At 35.8% G+C, this 19865-nt stretch carries 20 protein-coding genes; 15 read left to right on the top strand and 5 right to left on the bottom strand.

Translation table 11 applies throughout. The features are described 5' to 3' along the window. The first annotated feature begins 259 nt into the window (after window positions 1–259). The 12 genes from B6A10_RS13605 (at window position 260) to B6A10_RS13550 (ending at window position 12330) form a co-directional block, all read left to right on the top strand. The gene (locus tag B6A10_RS13605; protein ID WP_188221300.1) at window positions 260–1531 is read left to right on the top strand and encodes a hypothetical protein; all 1272 of its coding nucleotides are present in this window, start codon (window positions 260–262) and stop codon (window positions 1529–1531) included. 246 nt (window positions 1532–1777) lie between these two features. Further along, entirely contained in the window at window positions 1778–3178 is a 1401-nt protein-coding gene (locus B6A10_RS13600; RefSeq protein WP_188221299.1) for an anthranilate synthase component I family protein, read from the top strand. A gap of 67 nt (window positions 3179–3245) precedes the next feature. Then, window positions 3246–3812 carry an anthranilate synthase component II gene (locus tag B6A10_RS13595; protein WP_188221298.1) on the top strand — a complete coding sequence of 189 codons (567 nt, stop codon included), beginning with the start codon at window positions 3246–3248 and terminating at the stop codon, window positions 3810–3812. A gap of 75 nt (window positions 3813–3887) precedes the next feature. Then, on the top strand, window positions 3888–4880 hold the full coding sequence (gene trpD, locus B6A10_RS13590) for an anthranilate phosphoribosyltransferase (protein ID WP_188221297.1): 993 nt from the start codon (window positions 3888–3890) through the stop codon (window positions 4878–4880). A 53-nt stretch (window positions 4881–4933) separates the two neighbouring features. Continuing rightward, window positions 4934–5725 (top strand): indole-3-glycerol phosphate synthase TrpC, encoded by a 792-nt coding sequence (gene trpC, locus B6A10_RS13585; protein WP_188221296.1) that lies wholly within the window; start codon window positions 4934–4936, stop codon window positions 5723–5725. Window positions 5726–5837: 112 nt separating this feature from the next. Next, entirely contained in the window at window positions 5838–6461 is a 624-nt protein-coding gene (locus B6A10_RS13580) for a phosphoribosylanthranilate isomerase (RefSeq protein WP_188221295.1), read from the top strand. A 1-nt stretch (window position 6462) separates the two neighbouring features. Further along, the gene (gene trpB / locus B6A10_RS13575) at window positions 6463–7644 is read left to right on the top strand and encodes a tryptophan synthase subunit beta (protein WP_055092751.1); all 1182 of its coding nucleotides are present in this window, start codon (window positions 6463–6465) and stop codon (window positions 7642–7644) included. Window positions 7645–7724: 80 nt separating this feature from the next. Beyond that, window positions 7725–8045 (top strand): gamma-glutamylcyclotransferase family protein, encoded by a 321-nt coding sequence (locus B6A10_RS13570; protein ID WP_026713850.1) that lies wholly within the window; start codon window positions 7725–7727, stop codon window positions 8043–8045. A gap of 134 nt (window positions 8046–8179) precedes the next feature. Continuing rightward, window positions 8180–8941 (top strand): tryptophan synthase subunit alpha, encoded by a 762-nt coding sequence (gene trpA, locus B6A10_RS13565; RefSeq protein ID WP_188221294.1) that lies wholly within the window; start codon window positions 8180–8182, stop codon window positions 8939–8941. Window positions 8942–9215: 274 nt separating this feature from the next. Then, window positions 9216–9812: a Crp/Fnr family transcriptional regulator gene (locus B6A10_RS13560; RefSeq protein ID WP_055092756.1), complete on the top strand. Its 597-nt coding sequence runs from the start codon at window positions 9216–9218 to the stop codon at window positions 9810–9812. A gap of 76 nt (window positions 9813–9888) precedes the next feature. Continuing rightward, entirely contained in the window at window positions 9889–10686 is a 798-nt protein-coding gene (locus B6A10_RS13555) for an alpha/beta fold hydrolase (RefSeq protein ID WP_188221293.1), read from the top strand. Window positions 10687–10791: 105 nt separating this feature from the next. Further along, window positions 10792–12330: a S41 family peptidase gene (locus B6A10_RS13550; RefSeq protein ID WP_238929409.1), complete on the top strand. Its 1539-nt coding sequence runs from the start codon at window positions 10792–10794 to the stop codon at window positions 12328–12330. 11 nt (window positions 12331–12341) lie between these two features. On the opposite strand, the gene B6A10_RS13545 is transcribed toward B6A10_RS13550, so the two are convergent. From B6A10_RS13545 to B6A10_RS13525, 5 genes are read right to left on the bottom strand one after another with little or no spacing between them, the layout of a single operon-like run. Further along, the gene (locus B6A10_RS13545; protein ID WP_188221291.1) at window positions 12342–13055 is read right to left on the bottom strand and encodes a cytochrome c3 family protein; all 714 of its coding nucleotides are present in this window, start codon (window positions 13053–13055) and stop codon (window positions 12342–12344) included. A 13-nt stretch (window positions 13056–13068) separates the two neighbouring features. Continuing rightward, complete coding sequence (locus tag B6A10_RS13540) at window positions 13069–14097, bottom strand: ferredoxin--NADP reductase (RefSeq protein ID WP_188221290.1); 1029 nt, start codon at window positions 14095–14097, stop codon at window positions 13069–13071. 54 nt (window positions 14098–14151) lie between these two features. After that, the gene (locus B6A10_RS13535) at window positions 14152–14628 is read right to left on the bottom strand and encodes a hypothetical protein (protein ID WP_188221289.1); all 477 of its coding nucleotides are present in this window, start codon (window positions 14626–14628) and stop codon (window positions 14152–14154) included. A 33-nt stretch (window positions 14629–14661) separates the two neighbouring features. Beyond that, window positions 14662–15489 (bottom strand): c-type heme family protein, encoded by an 828-nt coding sequence (locus B6A10_RS13530; protein WP_238929408.1) that lies wholly within the window; start codon window positions 15487–15489, stop codon window positions 14662–14664. A gap of 19 nt (window positions 15490–15508) precedes the next feature. Then, window positions 15509–15922, bottom strand: coding sequence for a globin family protein (locus B6A10_RS13525; protein ID WP_188221288.1), 414 nt, complete (start codon window positions 15920–15922; stop codon window positions 15509–15511). 427 nt (window positions 15923–16349) lie between these two features. On the opposite strand from B6A10_RS13525, the gene B6A10_RS13520 reads away from it, so the two are divergent. The 3 genes from B6A10_RS13520 (at window position 16350) to B6A10_RS13510 (ending at window position 19865) form a co-directional block, all read left to right on the top strand. Next, window positions 16350–16772, top strand: coding sequence for a DoxX family protein (locus B6A10_RS13520; RefSeq protein WP_055092773.1), 423 nt, complete (start codon window positions 16350–16352; stop codon window positions 16770–16772). Window positions 16773–17194: 422 nt separating this feature from the next. Next, window positions 17195–18457: an alginate export family protein gene (locus B6A10_RS13515; RefSeq protein ID WP_188221287.1), complete on the top strand. Its 1263-nt coding sequence runs from the start codon at window positions 17195–17197 to the stop codon at window positions 18455–18457. Window positions 18458–18485: 28 nt separating this feature from the next. Then, window positions 18486–19865, top strand: coding sequence for a CmpA/NrtA family ABC transporter substrate-binding protein (locus B6A10_RS13510; protein ID WP_188221286.1), 1380 nt, complete (start codon window positions 18486–18488; stop codon window positions 19863–19865).

Below are 19865 nucleotides of genomic sequence, written 5' to 3'. Positions count from 1 at the left end.
TAAAGCTGAATTTAAAAGGAATGAGCCCGATACAATATCGAGCTCATTATTATCAAAATTAATTATAAATTTGTCTAAACTTTTGGGGGCAGTCTATTTACCGAGACAGTCTCCTTTTTGTTTTCAAAAAACAAAAAATAACAACCACTTAACCTTTATACAATCTTAAGAAAACATCCTCAAAAAACACAGTTTATAATTTTGCAAATGCCTGTTTTATTAGAGAAAATCAAGCCCCATAACTATCTAATATAAAATCATGAAAAAGAAAATTACACTTGCTGTTTTAGGATTATGCTGTAGCTTAACAGCCGTAGCACAAAACATCAGAGGAATTAGCAGCCCTCCTCATTCATTCAACAACTGGACTAATTTCAAACCGGCGTCGGCAGAATACAATACCGCCACACACATTTTATCGGGAATAATCGATAAAGACATGACTTTATCCAACAAAAACACCTATTTATTAGTGGGGGTTGTTTACGTAAAAAATGCCTCACTTACTATTGAGCCTGGCACTGTTATAAGAGGCGACGAAAAAACATGTGGTACCTTAGTCATTACCCGCGGTGCTAAAATACTGGCCGAAGGTCTGGAAACTAATCCTTTTATTTTCACCTCCAACAAAGACGGATACAGCCGAAAACCGGGAAACTGGGGTGGAATTATTCTGTTAGGTAATGCTCCCATAAATACTATTAGCGGCATGAGTTTTCTGGATTTTAACTTAAATACCGCCATGTGTCAGTATGGAGGTTCTAATCCCGAAGACAGTTCCGGAATTTTAAAATATGTTCGCATTGAATATTCGGGAAGAAAACTCAATGAATTAAAAGAACTAAATGGCTTATCGATGGCCGGAATTGGTAACAAAACCATATTAAGTCACATTCAAATTAGTTATTCTAACGATGATTCTTTCGAATGCTATGGTGGCAATGTCAATCTGGACAACCTGATTTCATATCGTTGTACCGATGATGATTTTGATTTTACTCAGGGAGCTCAGGGCAATATTTCTAACAGTATTGCTATACGCTATCCTTACAGCTCCGACTTCTCAGGTTCCAGAAGTTTTGAAATTGACTCTTATGACAAAGCTGAAAATGCCGATTTTAATAAAAAAATGACCCAAATTACAGCTAATAACATCACCTTAATCAACATGGAAAATAATGAACAGGGCTTAGTTCGTGAATCCATTTTTATTAAAAAAAACAGTCAGTTAAATTTAACCAACAGTGTTATTTCCGGATTTGCTCCCTTTATTTTAATGGGTAAAAATATTGAACCTTATGCCACTAATTTATCCAAAATTTCATTTTCCAATGTTTTAATTAATAATTGCAAAGGAAGTTTTGAAAGCGAAGAACCTAATTACAACAGCGAATTAAACAATTGGTACTCAAAAAACGCTACGGTAGAATTTAGCCAACAAACCAACACTGAATTATTCATAGATTCCGGTTCCAAAAGCAGACCTGATTTTAGAATTCAGCCAAATAATAGCTTTGCAAATAACGATTAATGCGTTTCGAAAATTAAAATTGCATTTTTTACTTTCAACTATTTGCAAATTAAAATTACATTCCTATATTTGCGATATGGAAATAATTACAAATAATACTTGGTGGTGGAACAATTTACGTCAATAGTCGTGAACTAAGCTCCTATAGTATTATTCTAAATAAATATCAAAGGCTTGTCATCACGACAGGCCTTTTTTTTGTGCCAAAGAAAAAAACAACAATTATAATTTTAAATTTTATTACAATTGAAACAATTTAAACTAAATACAAAATTCAAACAAATACTGGCTGACACCATTACTCCGGTTAGCGTGTATTTTAAAATAAGAGATAAATTTCCTAATAGTCTTTTATTAGAAAGTAGTGATTATCACGGTAATGACAATAGTTTCTCTTACATCTGTTGCAACCCGATAGCTTCGATTAAAATTGAAAACGAAACTATTTTCAAGCAATTTCCTGACGGGACTAACGAAACAATTGCTATAGACGCTAATACAAATATTCCAGAAGTAATTCAACAATTCTCAGGTCAGTTCCAATCAGAGAAAAACAACTTCAAGTTTATTAATAACGGACTTTTCGGATACATTTCTTATGATGCGGTACGTTACTTTGAAAAAGTTACTATTGCCAAAAAAGAAAACAGCAACACGATCCCTGATGTCTATTATGCTGTTTATCAAAACATCATTGCCATCAATCATTTTAAAAATGAAGCCTATATTTTCTGCCACAGTGTTGATGACAGAAACAACATTGATGAAATTGAGCAATTAATGCAATCCCGAAACATTCCTTCGTATAAATTCACCAAAGAAGGCGAAGGTTTCTCTAACCTGACTGATGAAGAATTCAAGCATAATGTTGCTTTAGCAAAAAAACACTGTTTCCGTGGTGATGTATTCCAATTAGTACTTTCAAGACGTTTTACCCAAGGATTTAAAGGAGACGAATTCAATGTTTACAGAGCTTTAAGAAGCATCAACCCATCGCCTTACCTATTCTTCTTTGATTATGGCGATTTCAAAATATTTGGTTCTTCACCAGAAGCCCAAATTATTGTAAAAAACCGAAAAGCAGAAATTCACCCTATTGCAGGAACTTTTAGAAGAACAGGTGATGATGAAAAAGATGCTATTTTGGCTAAAAAATTATCCGAAGATAAAAAAGAAAACAGCGAACATGTTATGCTCGTAGATTTGGCCAGAAATGACTTAAGCCGTCACGGACATAACGTAAACGTGGAGCGTTACCGAGAAGTTCAGTTTTTTTCTCACGTAATCCACTTGGTTTCTAAAGTTACCGGACATCTTCATGAAAATGCTACTGCAATGCAGGTTGTTGCTGATACTTTCCCGGCAGGAACTTTAAGTGGTGCTCCAAAACACAGAGCGATGCAATTAATCGAAGATTATGAAACTACGAACCGTAGTTTCTACGGTGGAGCTATTGGTTTTATGGATTTTGATGGCAACTTTAACCACGCCATTATGATTCGTACTTTCTTAAGTAAAAACCACCAATTACATTCTCAGGCTGGAGCCGGAATAGTTGCCAGTTCTGATGAAGAAAGCGAAATGCAGGAAGTATATAATAAATTGAGAGCTTTGAATACCGCTTTGGATTTAGCAGAAACAATATAAAAAAATATTCAGTTTACAGAAATAAAATAACGTGAGATTGCTTCGTGCCTCGCAATGACATAAAAAAATGAAAAAAATACTAGTTATAGATAATTACGATAGCTTCACTTACAATCTGGTTCATTATCTGGAAGATTTAAATTGTGAGGTTACTGTTTACCGAAATGATGAATTTGAGTTAGACGAAGTAGAAAAGTTTGATAAAATTCTATTATCTCCTGGTCCCGGAATTCCTGATGAAGCCGGCTTATTAAAACCCGTTATTGCTAAATATGGTCCTACCAAAAGCATTTTTGGAGTTTGCCTTGGACAACAAGCCATTGGAGAAGTTTATGGAGGAACACTTTCTAACTTAGACAAAGTATATCATGGTGTAGCAACTCCTGTAAAAACAGTTGTTGACGATGAAGTTTTATTTCAGGGCTTGGACAAAGAATTTGAAGTAGGCCGTTACCATTCATGGGTGGTTGATGCTACTTTACCAGAAGATTTAGAAGCTACTTCATTTGACGAAAATGGTCAGGTAATGTCATTACGTCATAAAAAATTTGATGTTCGCGGAGTACAATTCCATCCGGAAAGTGTATTAACACCTAACGGAAAGAAAATGCTGGAAAACTGGGTTAATTCATAGTATTCAGTCAACAGATTTCAGTATTCAGTTAAAAAAATTTGGGACTTTGTGCCTTTGCGGCTAAAAAACTTAACAATGAAAAATATATTAAATAGATTAATCAATAACGAATTGCTTTCCAAAGAGGAAGCTAAAAACGTATTGGTTAATATTTCTAACGGAAGCTATAATTCAAGTCAAATTGCCGCTTTTTTAACGGTATACATGATGCGTAGCATTAGTATTGACGAGTTAGCCGGATTTAGAGAAGCCCTTCAGGAATTGTGTGTCCGCATTGATTTATCCGATTATAATACCATTGATTTAGTAGGTACGGGAGGAGATGGAAAAGACACTTTTAACATTTCTACTTTAGCTTCTTTTTTAACAGCCGGAGCAGGAATAAAAGTGACAAAACACGGAAATTACGGTGTTTCTTCTATTACGGGTTCCAGCAATGTAATGGAAAGTTTAGGAATCAAATTCAGCAACGACGCTGATTTCCTAAGAAAATGTGTGGACCAGGCCGGAATTTGTATTCTGCACGCTCCCCTGTTCCATCCTGCTATGAAAAATGTTGGGCCTATCCGAAAAGAATTAGGCGTAAGAACGATTTTCAATATTTTGGGACCAATGATTAATCCATCATTTCCAAAGAATCAACTGTTAGGGGTTTTCAATTTAGAATTGGCCAGAATGTATGGTTATTTATATCAAAATACCGATAGCAATTTTACCATTGTACACGCCTTAGACGGCTATGATGAAGTATCCTTAACAGGGGCTACAAAGGTAATTACCCATAACACCGAAAGAATGATTAACCCTGAAGATTTTGGAGTAAGTTTAATCAAACAAAGCGAAATTGAAGGCGGAAAAACAGTAGAAGAATCAGCGCAAATGTTCCTGAATATCATTTCCGGAAAAGGGACTGAAGCCCAAAACAATGTGGTTTGTGCCAATGCCGGTCTGGCTATTGCTACTGTAACCGGATGCACACCATTAGAAGGATTTGAAAAAGCTAAGGAAAGTTTATTCTCCGGAAAAGGATTGACTGCCTTGAAAAAATTACAAGAGTTATCTCTTTAAAAACAAAAAACTAAGTACCTCAGTATCTTAGCAACTTAGCATCTTAAAAACAAATGAACATACTCGATAGAATCATAGTTGACAAAAAACAAGAAGTAGTTTTAAAAAAATCAATCATTCCGGTTTCACAATTAGAAACTTCGGTTTTCTTTGGCAAAAAAACCATTTCTTTAAGCAACAATTTAAGAAACAGCAACTCAGGAATCATTGCCGAGCACAAACGCCGTTCGCCTTCTAAAGCCGAAATCAATTATGGTTTTACGGTGGAAGAAGTAGTAAAAGGTTATGAAAGTGCCGGCGCCTGTGGAATTTCGGTTTTGACTGACGGAAAATATTTTGGCGGTTCATTGGACGATTTATTATTAGCCAGAGCATCGGTAAACATTCCGCTTTTGAGAAAAGAATTTATTGTTGATGAATACCAAATCTTAGAAGCCAAAGCTCATGGAGCCGATTTGATTTTGCTAATTGCAGCGGTTTTAACCCGCGAAGAGATCAAATCGTTGTCGGAATTTGCGCAAAGCTTAGGATTAGAAGTTTTATTAGAAGTGCACAATCAGGAAGAATTGGAAAAATCCATTATGCCAAGTTTGAACATGATTGGCGTAAATAACAGAAACCTGAAAACATTCGAAGTAAGTCTGGATTTCAGTAAGCAATTGGCTGATTTAATACCTAATGAATTTGTAAAAGTTTCTGAAAGCGGCATCAGTTCTGTTGAAGCAATCAACGAATTAAAGCTTTATGGTTACAAAGGTTTTCTAATTGGTGAAAACTTTATGAAAACTGACAATGCCGGAAAAGCAGCAACGGAATTTATTCAAAAGTTAGAAGTTAGAAGTTAGATTTCAGAAGGCTGAACGCAAAAGGCAGAAGGCAGAAAAAACTTTGCGAACCTTTGCGACAAACCTTTGCGTCCCGATAGCTATCGGGATTGCGGTAAAAAAATAGAACAAAATGAAACTAAAAGTCTGTGGCATGAAATATCCCGACAATATGCTCGAAGTAGGCACGCTCCTGCCCGATTATATGGGATTTATCTTTTGGGAAAAATCGGCTCGTTTTTTCGACGGCAGCATCCCAACCTTGCCTGATTCTATCAAAAAAGTGGGGGTTTTTGTAAACGAAAGCATCGAAAACATTCTGGATAAAATTGAAAAATACAATTTGCAGGCGGTACAACTTCACGGTAAAGAATCTGTAGAATTTTGTTTAAATTTGAAAACTCAATTAGCATCATCCATCGAAATCATAAAAGTATTTTCAGTTGCCGATGATTTTGATTTCGCAGCACTGGCTCCATTTGAAAATGTCTGCGATTATTTTCTTTTTGATACCAAAGGAAAATTGCCCGGAGGAAACGGAACTACTTTTGACTGGAAAGTATTGGAAAAATACCCGTCAAAGAAACCTTTTTTCCTCAGTGGCGGAATTGGACTTGACGAAATGGATGCCGTCAATGAAATACTAAAAACCAATTTACCCGTTTATGCCATTGATGTAAACAGTAAATTTGAAATAGAACCAGGATTAAAAAATACCGAAGCACTACAACAGTGCATCACAATAAAAAACAGTTAAAATGTCATACAACGTTGATGAAAAAGGCTATTATGGCCAGTTTGGAGGAGCTTACATTCCGGAAATGTTATATCCAAATGTGGAGGAATTACGCCAGCAATATTTAAAAATTATGGCCGAACCGGATTTTAAAGCCGAGTTTGACCAATTGTTAAAAGATTATGTCGGTCGTCCAAGTCCGTTGTATTTTGCCAAAAGATTATCTGAAAAATACAATACCAAAATCTATCTGAAAAGAGAGGATTTAAATCATACCGGAGCGCACAAAATCAACAATACCATCGGACAGATTTTAGTCGCTAAAAAACTGGGCAAGAAACGTATTATTGCCGAAACCGGAGCGGGACAACACGGAGTGGCAACCGCTACTGTTTGCGCCTTAATGGGATTGGAATGTATCGTATATATGGGCGAAATTGACATTGCCCGTCAGGCGCCAAACGTGGCTCGTATGAAAATGTTGGGAGCCGAAGTTCGCGCTGCTCTTTCCGGTTCGAGAACGTTAAAAGATGCCACTAACGAAGCCATTCGCGACTGGATTAACAATCCGGTAGATACCCATTATATCATTGGTTCTGCCATCGGACCACATCCTTATCCGGATATGGTAACGCGTTTTCAAAGCGTAATTTCCGAAGAAATAAAATGGCAGTTGAAAGAAAAAGAAGGACGTGAAAATCCGGATTATGTGGTAGCCTGTATTGGCGGAGGAAGTAATGCAGCTGGAACTTTTTACCACTTTTTACACGAACCGGAAGTAGGAATCGTAGCGGTGGAAGCAGCCGGAAAAGGCGTTAATTCCGGACACAGTGCCGCCACCAGCAAATTAGGGAAAGTGGGAATCATCCACGGTTGTAAAACCCTGTTGATGCAAACTCCTGACGGACAAATCACGGAACCTTATTCCATTTCGGCTGGTTTGGATTATCCGGGAGTTGGGCCAATGCACGCCCATTTAGCCGAAACCGGACGTGCTGAGTTTTTCTCAGTTACCGATGACGAAGCAATGAAAGCGGGATTAGAGCTTTGTAAACTGGAAGGAATTATTCCTGCCATCGAATCTTCTCACGCTTTGGCAGTATTAAACGATAAGAAATTCAAACCCGAAGATGTTGTGGTAATTTGTCTTTCCGGTCGTGGCGATAAGGATTTAAACACTTATATCGATTATTTCAAATACTAACAGCTATCTAAAAAAGGGAATGGCTTTTAGACCATTACCAATATAAAAAATAAGAAAGTTCAATTTTCAAAACAGCAAAAATGGAAAAATTATTCGCTTACGGAACTTTAAAAGATAAAGACATTCAGGAAAATATTTTTGGGCGTTCTTTATCCGGAACTCCCGACAGATTAATCGGATTTGTCATTAACTATATCGAAATTGAAGAAGAATTCGGATTAGAGAAATACCCAATTATCACAGCTACCAACAATCCTGACGATATTGTAAACGGTTTAGTTTATGATATTACCGAAGAAGACGTTCATCTTGCCGATACCTACGAAGGTTTGCATTACAAGCGCATCGAAGTAACCTTAGAATCCCTGCAAACAGCCTGGGCTTATATTGTTACTAACTAAAAAAATAAACACAAAGTTACCCCAATATTGTCATTCCGACGAAGGAGGAAACTCCGCTAGCTGAATACTATATGAGATTCCTCCTTCGTCGGAATGACAAACTGAATGGATTTTAAGGGTTTAAAAAAAATACAATGAATAGAATCGAACAAAAATTACAGGAAGATAAAAAAATACTTTCCATCTACTTTTCAGCGGGATTTCCTAATCTGAATGACACAGCGTCTATGATTCAGGAACTCGAAAAAAATGGTGTGGACTTAATTGAAATCGGATTGCCCTTTAGTGATCCTCTGGCAGACGGACCAACCATTCAGGCAAGTTCCACTGCGGCTTTACAGAATGGAATGACCACTCAGATTTTATTTGATCAATTAAAAGACATCCGTAAAACCGTTTCTATTCCGTTGATCATCATGGGGTATTTTAACCCGATGTTGCAATATGGCGTGGAGGCTTTTTGTCAAAAATGTGCCGAAATTGGAATTGACGGCTTAATCATTCCGGATTTGCCGGTTGCTGTTTATGCCGAAGAATACAAAGCGATTTTTGACAAATATGGTTTAATCAACATCTTTTTGATTACTCCGCAAACATCAGATGAGCGCATTCGTTTTATTGACAGCGTTTCCAGCGGATTTATTTACATGGTAAGCTCGGCGAGTGTTACCGGATCTTCAGCCGGTTTTGGAAACGTACAGGAAGATTATTTCAAACGCATTGCTGATATGAATTTAAAAAATCCTCAAATTGTAGGTTTCGGAATCAACAATGCCGAAACTTTCAATCAGGCTACACAATATGCTAAAGGAGCTATTATTGGTAGTGCTTTTATCAAACACTTATCTGAAGAAGGAAGCGGAAAAATTGCTGATTTTGTGAAAACGGTACGATAAATCCCTCAGATAAATAATAAACATGCTAAAATCCGATTTAATTATAAAGTCGGATTTTTTTATATCATTTGCCGATTAATATTACTTGATTAAAAAAAAGCATCAAGTCCCAGCTCTTCGAAGTCTCCTGACTTCGAAGCAACACAATTATATTATTCATATACAAACAAAACCCACAAACAAGCAAACGCTTTCCTCCAACTTAATTTTCAAACTATTTCAAAAATGCTTAGGTTTGTAAGCCGTTTTATTTAACACTATAATTATTTCAAAATTGGAAGCTGCCTTTACTGCCATTACTATTGCGCATACAAAACTTTGCCCCTCCTTGACAGAGGCTGAATTAGATTTTTTAAAAACGGGACTCACGATTTCGGAGTTCAAACCCAAACAATTTTATTTAGAAGCCAATACCGTTCAAAAAGCCATCGGATTTGTATTCAGCGGTTTGGTGCGCTCCTATTATGTAGATGAAAACGGCAACGAAAAAACCGTCAATTTTATTTCGGAAAATAAATATGCTACGCATTATACTTCTTTTGTAAAGCAGGCTCCCAGCAAATATCATTTTCAATGTATCGAACCCACGATTATGGTAAATCTTCCTTACGAACACATTCAGGAAGGCTATAAAAAATTTCCAAATGTAGAACGCTACGGTCGATTGATTGCCGAGGCAATTTTGCACATGCAACAAAAAAGAATTGAAAGTTTTTTATTCGAAAATGCTGAAACCAGATACCTGAATTTCATCAAAGAAAACCCCGAATTATTCAATCGGGTTTCTATTTCCGACTTATCTTCTTACTTAGGAATTGAACGTCAATCACTCACCAGAATCAGAAAAAAAATAGCACAAAACACATTTTGACACTTTTGTGTCAACCCTTTGAGGGCTTCCGGATTTAATTTGCAGGATTACTTTTTTATTTGCTAAATACCCCCTCATGAAAATTAAGCGTAAAAATATATTCACTTCCATAGGTAAAATTGCCGTTTACATCAAAGAAAAACCATTGAATGAAACTCCGATTATTTTTCTTCACGGTCTTTATTTTGACCATAAACTCTGGAAGCATTACATCTATTCCATAACCGACCGAACCGTTATTGCTATCGATATGCCTTTGCACGGAAAAAGTCAGGAAGACATTAAAAATGGTTGGAATTTGGAGGATTGCGCCCAAATGCTCGTGGATATTTTAAACAACTTAGAAATCCCAAAAGCAATTGCTGTGGGACATTCCTGGGGAAGTATGAGCATTTTAAGAGCCGCAAGCCTATATCCGGAGCGTTTTGCTTCTATCGGGCTTTGTAATATGCCTTTTCAGGCCGCATCTGCAAAACAAAAAATACTACAACACCTGCAACATTCCCTGCTTTTATTCCGAAATTTTTACAGCAAACAGGCTGCTAAAGTTTTGTTTGCCAAAAATTCTCTGCGAAAAAATCCTTTACTATTCTACCACTTAAAAAGACCGATGGCTCTTTTGTCTAACCAACAAATCAGAGAAATCGATCAAACTGTTATCCTCGACCCAACGGATACTTCCGATTTAATTCAGAATTTAAAAGTAAAGGCTTATGCCATCAACGGCAAAGATGATTTTGTACCTGCTTCTATCTTTTTGGAAACAATTATCGTCAATGGCGGTCATGTTAGTCCGTTAGAAAGTCCGAATGAAGTTTCTAATTTGATTTCCAAACTAATCAAATACGGTACGCTCGAATTGATTCCGGCATAAAACGGAACGCAAAATAGTCGGATTACCGCTTTTTATTGTATTTTCGAAAAAAAAATTTCGAAGCAAATGATTCCCAATCTGTTTTTAGATAAAAAAATTGTCCTCTTGCTTTTAATTTTATTTTTCTCCCAATGCAGCAGCATTTACAAAAACAATGCGCGTTTACAAACTGAAATTCCGGCAGCAAAACTCAGCAAGGACGTAGCTTTTACCCATAAAAAACTGCAAAAACTCCATCCAAAACTGGATTATTACATCAGCAAAGAACAATTGGATTTTAAATTTGACAGTTTAAAATCCAACCTCAACAATCCTTTAACTCCGCTTGAATTTTATAAAAAAATCAGTCCGCTGGTGGCAGCCGTCAAACAGGGACACAGCTACGTTTTGCCTCCCGAAAAAGAGTACAGCAAGAAGGAAACGAAAGCCTTTCTTAAAAAAGGCATTGGCCCGTTTTCCCAATTCGATTTTACTTTTTACAAAGACAAATTGTATGTGGTAAAAAACAAATCCTCTAACCCAACAATTCTGCCTGGAACAGAAGTGCTTTCGGTAAACGGTATCGAGCCGCAAAACCTTATCAACGAATACAACCGTTATTTTAGTTCAGACGGCTTTAATACTACTTTTAAAAAAGAAATCGCCTCCAAACGATTTGTTGCTTATTTTACAATTGAAAACGGCATTAAAGACAGCCTGAATTATGTTTTTAAAATCCATGACAGCATCCAAAACATTACAATTAAACGCTTCAAAAAAGACAGCTTAGAACAAAAAGCTAAAAAAGCAGTCCAAAAAATTTCTGCTGCCGACCAAAATAAAATCAAAGCTTTAAAAAAGAAAAAACGCATCAACGGTTTTGACAAAACTTCCAAAACTTTCATTCGGGAGCTGCGTTTTCTATCGAAAGACAGCAGCGTTGCTTATTTAAAAATCAGTGGTTTTAAAGAAGGGCGTTTTCGGAAATTCTACAAAGACTGTTTTGCCGAACTTCAAAAAAAAAATACCCAAACGCTGATTCTGGATTTACGGAACAACGGCGGCGGCCGATTGAACGAAATTATCAAACTCTACTCCTACCTCTCCGACTCGACTTTTGTTTTTCTGCAAAAATCGGAAGTGGTTTCCAAAGGCAGTTTGTTTGAAGGTGCTTATTTTAACAAAGGTTCTTTTCCGGTAAAAATTGCCAAATCTCTTTTGGCTCCTTTTGTTTACAGCTATTTGTTACTGACCGTTCACAAAGACAAAGATGGTGAAAATTATTTTGCCACCGAAATCAAACCCCATCCAATCGCTAAAAATGCCTTTGGCGGAAAATTATTTGTGCTGATAAACGGCGGTAGTTTTTCGGCATCGAGTATTCTTTCTTCCAATTTAAAAGGCTCGCAAAGAGCTACCTTTGTGGGTACAGAAACGGGTGGCGATTACAACGGAACCGTAGCCGGTTTTATGCCCGTTATTCAAATGCCTCATTCGAAATTAAAGGTCCGAATGGGCGTTATGAATTTTGCTCCCTTTTACCAAACTCCCGTCAAAGGACATGGAATTTTTCCGGATATAAGTATTCAACCTACTTTGGAAGATAAAATTCAGGGAAAAGATCCTGAACTGAATTGGATTTTAAATAATATTAAAGCGCAGTAAATAATTAGCTTTTATTTTTTAACCTTTTTAAGCCACTCCGACTGGGTTAAGCCAATGTATTTTTTATCATTCCCATACGGATCTTTCCCTCCTTTTAAATAGGCTTGGATAACAGTCATCGGAATGGTATCTTTTAATTTTGTAGCAACTTTATAGGTATGATTTCCGTGAAAATCATGGCATTGAATACAAGTAAACCACTGTTCTTTGGCGATTAATTCTTCATGCGAAATATCAACTGGATCCTCTTCTACTTTTAAATCCTTATGGCAGTTCATACAATAATTCATACTGATGGAAGCTACTGTAACCCGCTCTCCCTTATGCTCCGTATGACAACTGATACAAGTGGTTGCATCGATATGCTTTATGGCTTCTTTAAATTTAGGTTCCGAGAAACGATAGGTAGGATGCCTGTCATTAGGCCTGTCGTGACAAGCCAAACAGGTATTTGCATCGACATCTTTGGTTCCAAAATCAACTCCTTCTTTTCTCAATCCTATCATATGTTGAAAATTAGATTGAAATTGTTGAGATAAATTTCCCTTGGCATCAAGATGACAGGCCATACAGGAAACATCCGCATGACCGGAATTCATTGGTCCTAATGAAATATATTCTTCTGAAGAATCCAGCGTAAGATAAAAGAAGAGAAAACCTCCCAAAACCAAGCCAATAATTCCACCTATAAATTGTCTTTTCCTTAATGGGCTAACTTTCAGCATAAACTGTTTTTTTTTATATTTCAATAGTTACTTTTTCACTTTTAGGATAACTAATACAGGTCAGTATACTTCCCTTTTCAACTTCCGATTGTGGCAAAAAATGCCCTTCAGTCATTTCAATATCACCAGAAGTACAAACTCCTTTACAAGTAGAACACATACCTGACCGACAGGAATAAGGCAATGCGATATTACTAGCCATAGCTACACTCAGGATGGATTTATTTCCGGGTACTTTTAACTGATGGGTTTGTCCTTTAAAAATTAATTCTACATCGCTAACCCTATCTTTACCATATATTTTGACGGCGGGACTTTTAAAAATTTCAACGATTATATCGCTCCTTTTCACATTATTGGAAACCAAAATTTCTTTGGTTATTTCCATAAAACCAAAAGGTCCGCATATCATATAAACATTGCCTTCAAAAGCGACATCATGCTTTTTAAAAAGTTTTGAATACAATTCATTACTGGCTAAACCTGTATGATAATTATCTTTAGTTTCAGGGTTATCAACTAAAAGATGTTCAACTTTAAAAGTTTCGGGATATTGTTGGGATAATTCACAAATTTCATCGTGAAAGATAATTGCTTCTTTATTTTGATTAGCATAAACTAATAAAACTTTAGACCGGGGTTCATGAGTCAATACCGACTTAATAATTGAAAGTACAGGTGTAATTCCGCTCCCCCCGGCAAATAGCACGTATTGTTTTTGTTGCTTTTTATCCGGTTCTACAAAAAAACTCCCATTGGGTTTCTCTATTTGAAAATGGTCTCCTACTTTCACCTCATTACACAAATACTTAGAAACCAATCCGTTTTCTACTTCTTTGACTGTAATTTTTAAATCTTTATCGGTAAAAGGATTACTGCTGAAAGAATACAAACGTTTTTCGGTTGTTCCGTTTACAGGTACATAAAGAGTCAAAAATTGTCCTGGTTTGTATTTTATCTTATTGAAAAAATTACCATTTTTAAAATATATACTAACTGCTTCCTTAGTTTCTCTCTTGATATCCTTTACTACTAACTTCATTTGTTACTGTTTAAAAAATTTTAGATGTTTTGTACTTTAAAAATTCACAACGCCTTACTTATAATAAAAAACAACGCCTATATGAAAAACCATCAAAAGGGTTACAATGATGGAAAACGCTACATGTACAATCATCCAGCCTTTGAACAACACCTCATTGGCAGACTTAATCACATCCAAATTAAAATAACCAAGTAGGGTATTGATCATAAAAATATAAGCAAGCAAGGCTGTGTATCCATAACCTAATTCCATGCTGTGCAAATAAAAAAGCAGCGGACTTAAAGCCCCAATCCACTTATGGAGTTGGGTTACTTTTAATGAATACTTTCTGAATTTTTGAATCACTCTGCTAAAGGTAAGCAGCCATTGAAATAGTATAAATATTGCTAATCCAAAGCCTGACCACCTTTTAAACATTTCTTCTTGTTGCAACTTATACAACCACTCCCATTTTAAATCCAGAGCAAACTGAAGAAAAAACAGAAATAGTAGTATAAGCCCAATAGTGGTTGACTTTGTATTTCTCACTTTTGAATTTTATTAAAAAGCTATTAGCTAAGATTATTTTGCAACAACCAATTTTTTCATGGTATTGTAGGCGGTAAGTTTCTTAACGCTATCTAAGAATACTTCAGGAGTAGGTAAATATTTCCCTTGCGAAGGCCATTTAGTTCCTATTTCAGGTTTTTCACTTTCTTTAAACGTTGCTACCTCAGCCAAATATTCTTTATACGTATCTATTGTCCCTTTAGAATAAGCATTCAAAATAGCAATAGCTCCTTTATAACTCAATGAATCAGATGGATACTGCCAGGTTGTTGCCCCCATTACGTCTCCCAGTTTCCAGTCTTTTTTAGTAGTTTGTTTATGATTATTATGACAGCTTACACAAGCATCTGCACTGGCTAAATCGGCAAACATAGCCGTATGTAACTTTTGCTCTTCATCATAAAAAAACTGAGGTTTTTGATCTTTTTTGATTGACTGAAATAAATCAGCCTGTTTCCCTTTGAACTTATTGGCATTGTTAACCGGAAAATCAGAGCCCAGATACAATCCTAATGGCACATCTCCTTTTTTAATACTGGTGGCAATTCCTCTTAAAAATAATGCCGGCAATGGTCCTGCTTCTATTTCATTTTTTCGCCAATCTTCGTCAAATTTCATTCCTTGTTTCTTTCCTTCACCAACAATTGCTTTGGTGTATAATGTTCTGGTAACATCATTTTCTTTAGCAACCATTTCCAACACCTCATCAACAGAGAAAATATTCTCTTCAGCCGATGTGGTTTCTTTTTCTTCTGCTACTCCTCCGCAGGCATAAGTAAGTACAATCAGGAAGGAATAAGTAATCATTTTTAAAGTGGTATTTTGAATATTTTTTTTCATAATCAGTAAATTAAATAAATTAATAAGATGCATCAATCATTACAGTTGCCATAGTACCGTAAACACTAGCCCAGGCCTCTTTAACTTCCGGAGTAAAATCATCTCCAAGTCCTACAGCCAGAGTATCTAAAAGTGCAGCTCCAACCGTATTATAATGAGAAGGCTCTACTTTATACTCTACATGACGTTTCCCTAAATTTTGCAACACAGGCACTAACATCTCTAAATTGCTTAATCCTGCCACAGCACTGGATAACATCATCATTAATTTATTTCCCTGTGCTTCCATTGCTTCATCACCTGATGGAAAAAGAGGCTTAAGCGCCGGATCCAATTCAAATAGTTTCGAATAAAATATTTTGGCTGCCGTTGGCGCAATTGGTTTTACTTTCTCGAAAGATTCCTGTACTAAAGTGATTGTTTTTTGTTCCATAGTTAATTCATTTAAGGGTTATTTAATACGTATATATACATAAGTATTACTTAGTTTTTTTCAAAAGTAACTAAACTCCTTTTTAATAAACAGGTCAATAAATGGACTTTTATATCTTTTTAAAACACTATTTTTTTGATGAATCCCAAAAAAAAAAGATGCCCTTTTGCATAAAAAAAATATAAAAAGAACGGTATTACAAGCAAACAGACTGATAATAAAGTCTGTATAATTTGAAGATGCTGATGAGCCAATTTGGGTCATTTCTATTGATACCAATCACTCTATAAAAAGTAGTAAAGCATTCTTACTTATATATTTTTCTTGATCTATCAGAAACAACCACAACCGTTAAAATAGAAAAACACGTCACATATATAACTAAAAATCACTAACTTAGTAGTACCAATTTTAAACATACAGCAATATGAACAGTGTAAAAGAATTAAATAAATGGGCCAATGCGCACACTTATTTTACTTTAGATTTACTACGAATTGCACTTGGCGTGTTTTTATTCGTAAAAGGAGTTAAATTCATCACCAATATTCAGTATCTGGTCGAGTTGATTTCTCCTATTGACCAAATTGGAGGAGGAATGTTCCTCGTTCATTACATTACACCCGCCCACATGATTGGCGGTATAATGATTGCTTTCGGATTGCTCACCCGCTGGGCTATTATTGCACAATTACCTATTTTATTTGGTGCCGTTTTAGTGAATTTTATGGGCGAAATGCACTCTGAAAATTTATTTTTAGCCTTAGGAACTTTGGCTGTTTGTTTATTTTTTATGGTTTATGGAAGCGGAAAACATTCTGCTGACTATTATTTTAAAATGTATCAATAAATAATAATTCCTAAAACCGCTTAAACACAAAGCCCAAATTAATTAAGTTTCTATTCTGTTTATTTTATAAAACTAAAGCTCGATATTCTATCGGGCTTTTTGCTTTTTATAGGACAAAGACCTTTTTCTACGTATTTCCAACTCTTTTTGAATCTCAAACAATCAAAAAACCTAAGTAAAACATCTCTAAACAATTAGTTTTCAAAAAGTTACTTAGCACGCATAAGTAATTTTAAAATATTATAAATCAATAACTTAAATACAAAAATTGTTTTTACACCTATTTTTTATTGTGATATAAAATAAAAGTTTCTGGTTTAAAAAACTAGTTTTTGTTGCGCAAGACATTATGCGTAAGTAAAATTACGTAAGTATGTTTGCAATGTAATAATTAACAAAACAAATTTTTAAATCAACTTATTATGAAACTATTCAAAACACTTTCTTTATCAGTACTTGGCCTAATGGGTACTGCTGCTGTAGCTCAGGAATTTAGTTCTGACATTCAACTAAGACCAAGATACGAATACACTAATGGTTTTGGAACTTTATTAACCCCTACAACAGCACATACTTCATTCGTGGGTCAACGTTCAAGAATTAATTTGAACTATGCTGATACCAAATTAAAAGTAAAAGTAGCTTTGCAAAATGTACGTACCTGGGGAAATGTAAGTACTTTAGGAAATACCTCTACTGACAAAAACGGATTTGCATTATACGAGGGTTGGGCTCAATACAATTTCACTGATAAATGGGGTACTAAAATAGGACGTCAAATGATTTCTTATGACAATCAAAGAATCTTCGGAGGATTGGATTGGGCAAATCAAGGGAGAAGCTTTGATGCCGCTTTAATTAAATACAAAGGCGAAAAAAGCCAGTTAGATTTAGGATTTGCCTTAAATGCAGATTCAGAAGGAAAAGTTGCCCCATCTGCCCCTTATGCTACTGATTTTAAAGACATGCAATATGCCTGGTACCACACTAACATTAAAAAATTAAACATTAGCTTCTTAGCTTTAAACTTAGGCAAAGAATACCAAAAAACGGTTTCTGAAATTGAAACCAATTATTTCCAAACTTTAGGAACTTATGCTAATTATGCCGGTAAAAAATTAAGCTTAGACTTTAGTTTCTACGGGCAAACCGGAAAAATTGGAGCCAATCAGGTTTCGGCTTACGAAGCAGCAGCTAACTTAGGCTATGCTTTTACACCAAAATTCAAAGCAACTGTAGGATATGAATTCTTATCCGGAAAAGATCAAAGTTCTACTTCTTCAGTAGTTAAATCATTCAACCCGGTTTTTGGAACTAACCACGCTTTCAACGGTTTTATGGATTATTTCTACGTAGGAAACCACGCGGGTTCTGTAGGATTACAGGATGCTACTTTAAAATTAGATTTCCCTATCAAAAAAGTAAACCTTTCTATTGCTCCGCATCTATTCTACTCTGCTAACGAATTGGCTACAACCAGTGACAAATATTTGGGAACAGAGGTAGATTTAACGGCAGTTTACAAAGCAAGTAAAGACATTACCTTAATTGCAGGATACTCTCAAATGTTTGCTTCAGATGCTATGGTAGCCTTAAAAGGCGGAACAGGTTTGAAAGACACCACAAACAACTGGGCTTACTTAATGGTAAACATCAACCCACAAATTTTCTCTATAAAAAAATAATTGACACTATAACTTAAGAAACTTTAACATGAAAAAAATAGCATTACGATTATCGATGATAGCGCTAACAGCTTTAAGTATTATTAGCTGTAAAAAGGAAGCTAAAAAAGAAATGGAAGCCGGAGCTGAAACTGCAAGCGCTTCTAAAACTGAAAAATTAGCTTTAGAAAAACCACAGGTAACTTTGGGATTCATTAAACTTACTGATATGGCTCCTCTTGCCATTGCAAAAGAAAAAGGATTCTTTGAAGACGAAGGTTTATTTGTAACCTTAGAAGCACAATCTAACTGGAAAAACGTATTAGACCGTGTGATTGACGAACAAATTGACGGTTCGCACATGCTTGCCGGACAACCTATCGCTGCTGCAGTTGGTTTTGGAAGACAAGCCAAATTAGTGACTACTTTCTCTATGGATTTGAATGGCAATGGTATCACAGTTTCTAACGATGTTTGGTCAAAAATGAAACCGGGAATCCCTTTGAAAGACGGAAAACCGGTTCACCCAATCAGCGCAAGTGCTTTGTTACCGGTAATCAAAGAATACAAAACAGCTAACAAACCATTCAAAATGGGTATGGTATTCCCGGTTTCTACACATAACTACCAATTGAGATATTGGTTGGCTGCCGGAGGAATCAACCCTGGACAATATACTAAAGACAACGTACAAGGAAACATCAATTCAGATGTATTACTTTCGGTAACGCCTCCTCCACAAATGCCGGCTACTCTTGAAGCAGGAACTATCAACGGATACTGTGTAGGTGAACCTTGGAACCAACAAGCTGTAGCTAAAGGAATTGGAGTTCCGGTAATTACTTCAAGTGATATCTGGAAAAATCACCCGGAAAAAGTATTCGTAATGACAGAAGCTTTTGTGAAGAAAAATCCAAACACAGCAATAGCAATTACAAAAGCTTTAATCAGAGCTGGAAAATGGTTAGATGATCCAAAAAACAGAGCAGAAGCTGTAAAAATCTTATCAAGTCCTGCTTATGTAGGTGCTGATGAAAATGTATTGAAAAACTCAATGACAGGAACATTTGAATATGAAAAAGGAGACAAACGTGATGAACCAGATTTCAACGTATTCTTCAAATACAATGCAACTTATCCATTCTACTCTGACGGTATCTGGTACATGACTCAAATGAGACGTTGGGGACAAATTACAGAAGCGCAATCTGCTGAATGGTATGCATCAAAAATCAAAGAGGTTTACAAACCGGAAATTTGGACAAAAGCGGCTGAATTATTGGTTAAAGAAGGAAACTTAGACCAGACTGATATCCCAACTACTGACGGTTATAAAGCGCCAACAAACGAATTTATTGACGGTATTACTTACGACGGTAAAAAACCATTGGAATACTTGAAAAGCTTAAAAATTGGTAATAAAAACTAA

The organism is Flavobacterium pokkalii, from assembly GCF_014596575.1.
GTDB lineage: Bacteria > Bacteroidota > Bacteroidia > Flavobacteriales > Flavobacteriaceae > Flavobacterium > Flavobacterium pokkalii.
The sequence above is the reverse complement of the archived record's forward strand: the minus strand, read 5'-3'. Positions and strand labels throughout refer to the sequence as shown.

Bases quoted from the DNA above. Each gene is read 5' to 3' on its own strand.
- B6A10_RS13570 (WP_026713850.1), top strand. From the start codon at position 7,725: ATGGAAAAATTATTCGCTTACGGAACTTTAAAAGATAAAGACATTCAG.
- trpD (WP_188221297.1), top strand. From the start codon at position 3,888: ATGAAAAATATATTAAATAGATTAATCAATAACGAATTGCTTTCCAAA.
- trpA (WP_188221294.1), top strand. From the start codon at position 8,180: ATGAATAGAATCGAACAAAAATTACAGGAAGATAAAAAAATACTTTCC.
- B6A10_RS13595 (WP_188221298.1), top strand. From the start codon at position 3,246: ATGAAAAAAATACTAGTTATAGATAATTACGATAGCTTCACTTACAAT.
- trpC (WP_188221296.1), top strand. From the start codon at position 4,934: ATGAACATACTCGATAGAATCATAGTTGACAAAAAACAAGAAGTAGTT.
- B6A10_RS13510 (WP_188221286.1), top strand. From the start codon at position 18,486: ATGAAAAAAATAGCATTACGATTATCGATGATAGCGCTAACAGCTTTA.
- trpB (WP_055092751.1), top strand. From the start codon at position 6,463: ATGTCATACAACGTTGATGAAAAAGGCTATTATGGCCAGTTTGGAGGA.
- B6A10_RS13580 (WP_188221295.1), top strand. From the start codon at position 5,838: ATGAAACTAAAAGTCTGTGGCATGAAATATCCCGACAATATGCTCGAA.
- B6A10_RS13530 (WP_238929408.1), bottom strand. From the start codon at position 15,489: ATGAAAAAAAATATTCAAAATACCACTTTAAAAATGATTACTTATTCC.
- B6A10_RS13555 (WP_188221293.1), top strand. From the start codon at position 9,889: ATGAAAATTAAGCGTAAAAATATATTCACTTCCATAGGTAAAATTGCC.
- B6A10_RS13545 (WP_188221291.1), bottom strand. From the start codon at position 13,055: ATGCTGAAAGTTAGCCCATTAAGGAAAAGACAATTTATAGGTGGAATT.
- B6A10_RS13520 (WP_055092773.1), top strand. From the start codon at position 16,350: ATGAACAGTGTAAAAGAATTAAATAAATGGGCCAATGCGCACACTTAT.
- B6A10_RS13525 (WP_188221288.1), bottom strand. From the start codon at position 15,922: ATGGAACAAAAAACAATCACTTTAGTACAGGAATCTTTCGAGAAAGTA.
- B6A10_RS13515 (WP_188221287.1), top strand. From the start codon at position 17,195: ATGAAACTATTCAAAACACTTTCTTTATCAGTACTTGGCCTAATGGGT.
- B6A10_RS13605 (WP_188221300.1), top strand. From the start codon at position 260: ATGAAAAAGAAAATTACACTTGCTGTTTTAGGATTATGCTGTAGCTTA.
- B6A10_RS13540 (WP_188221290.1), bottom strand. From the start codon at position 14,097: ATGAAGTTAGTAGTAAAGGATATCAAGAGAGAAACTAAGGAAGCAGTT.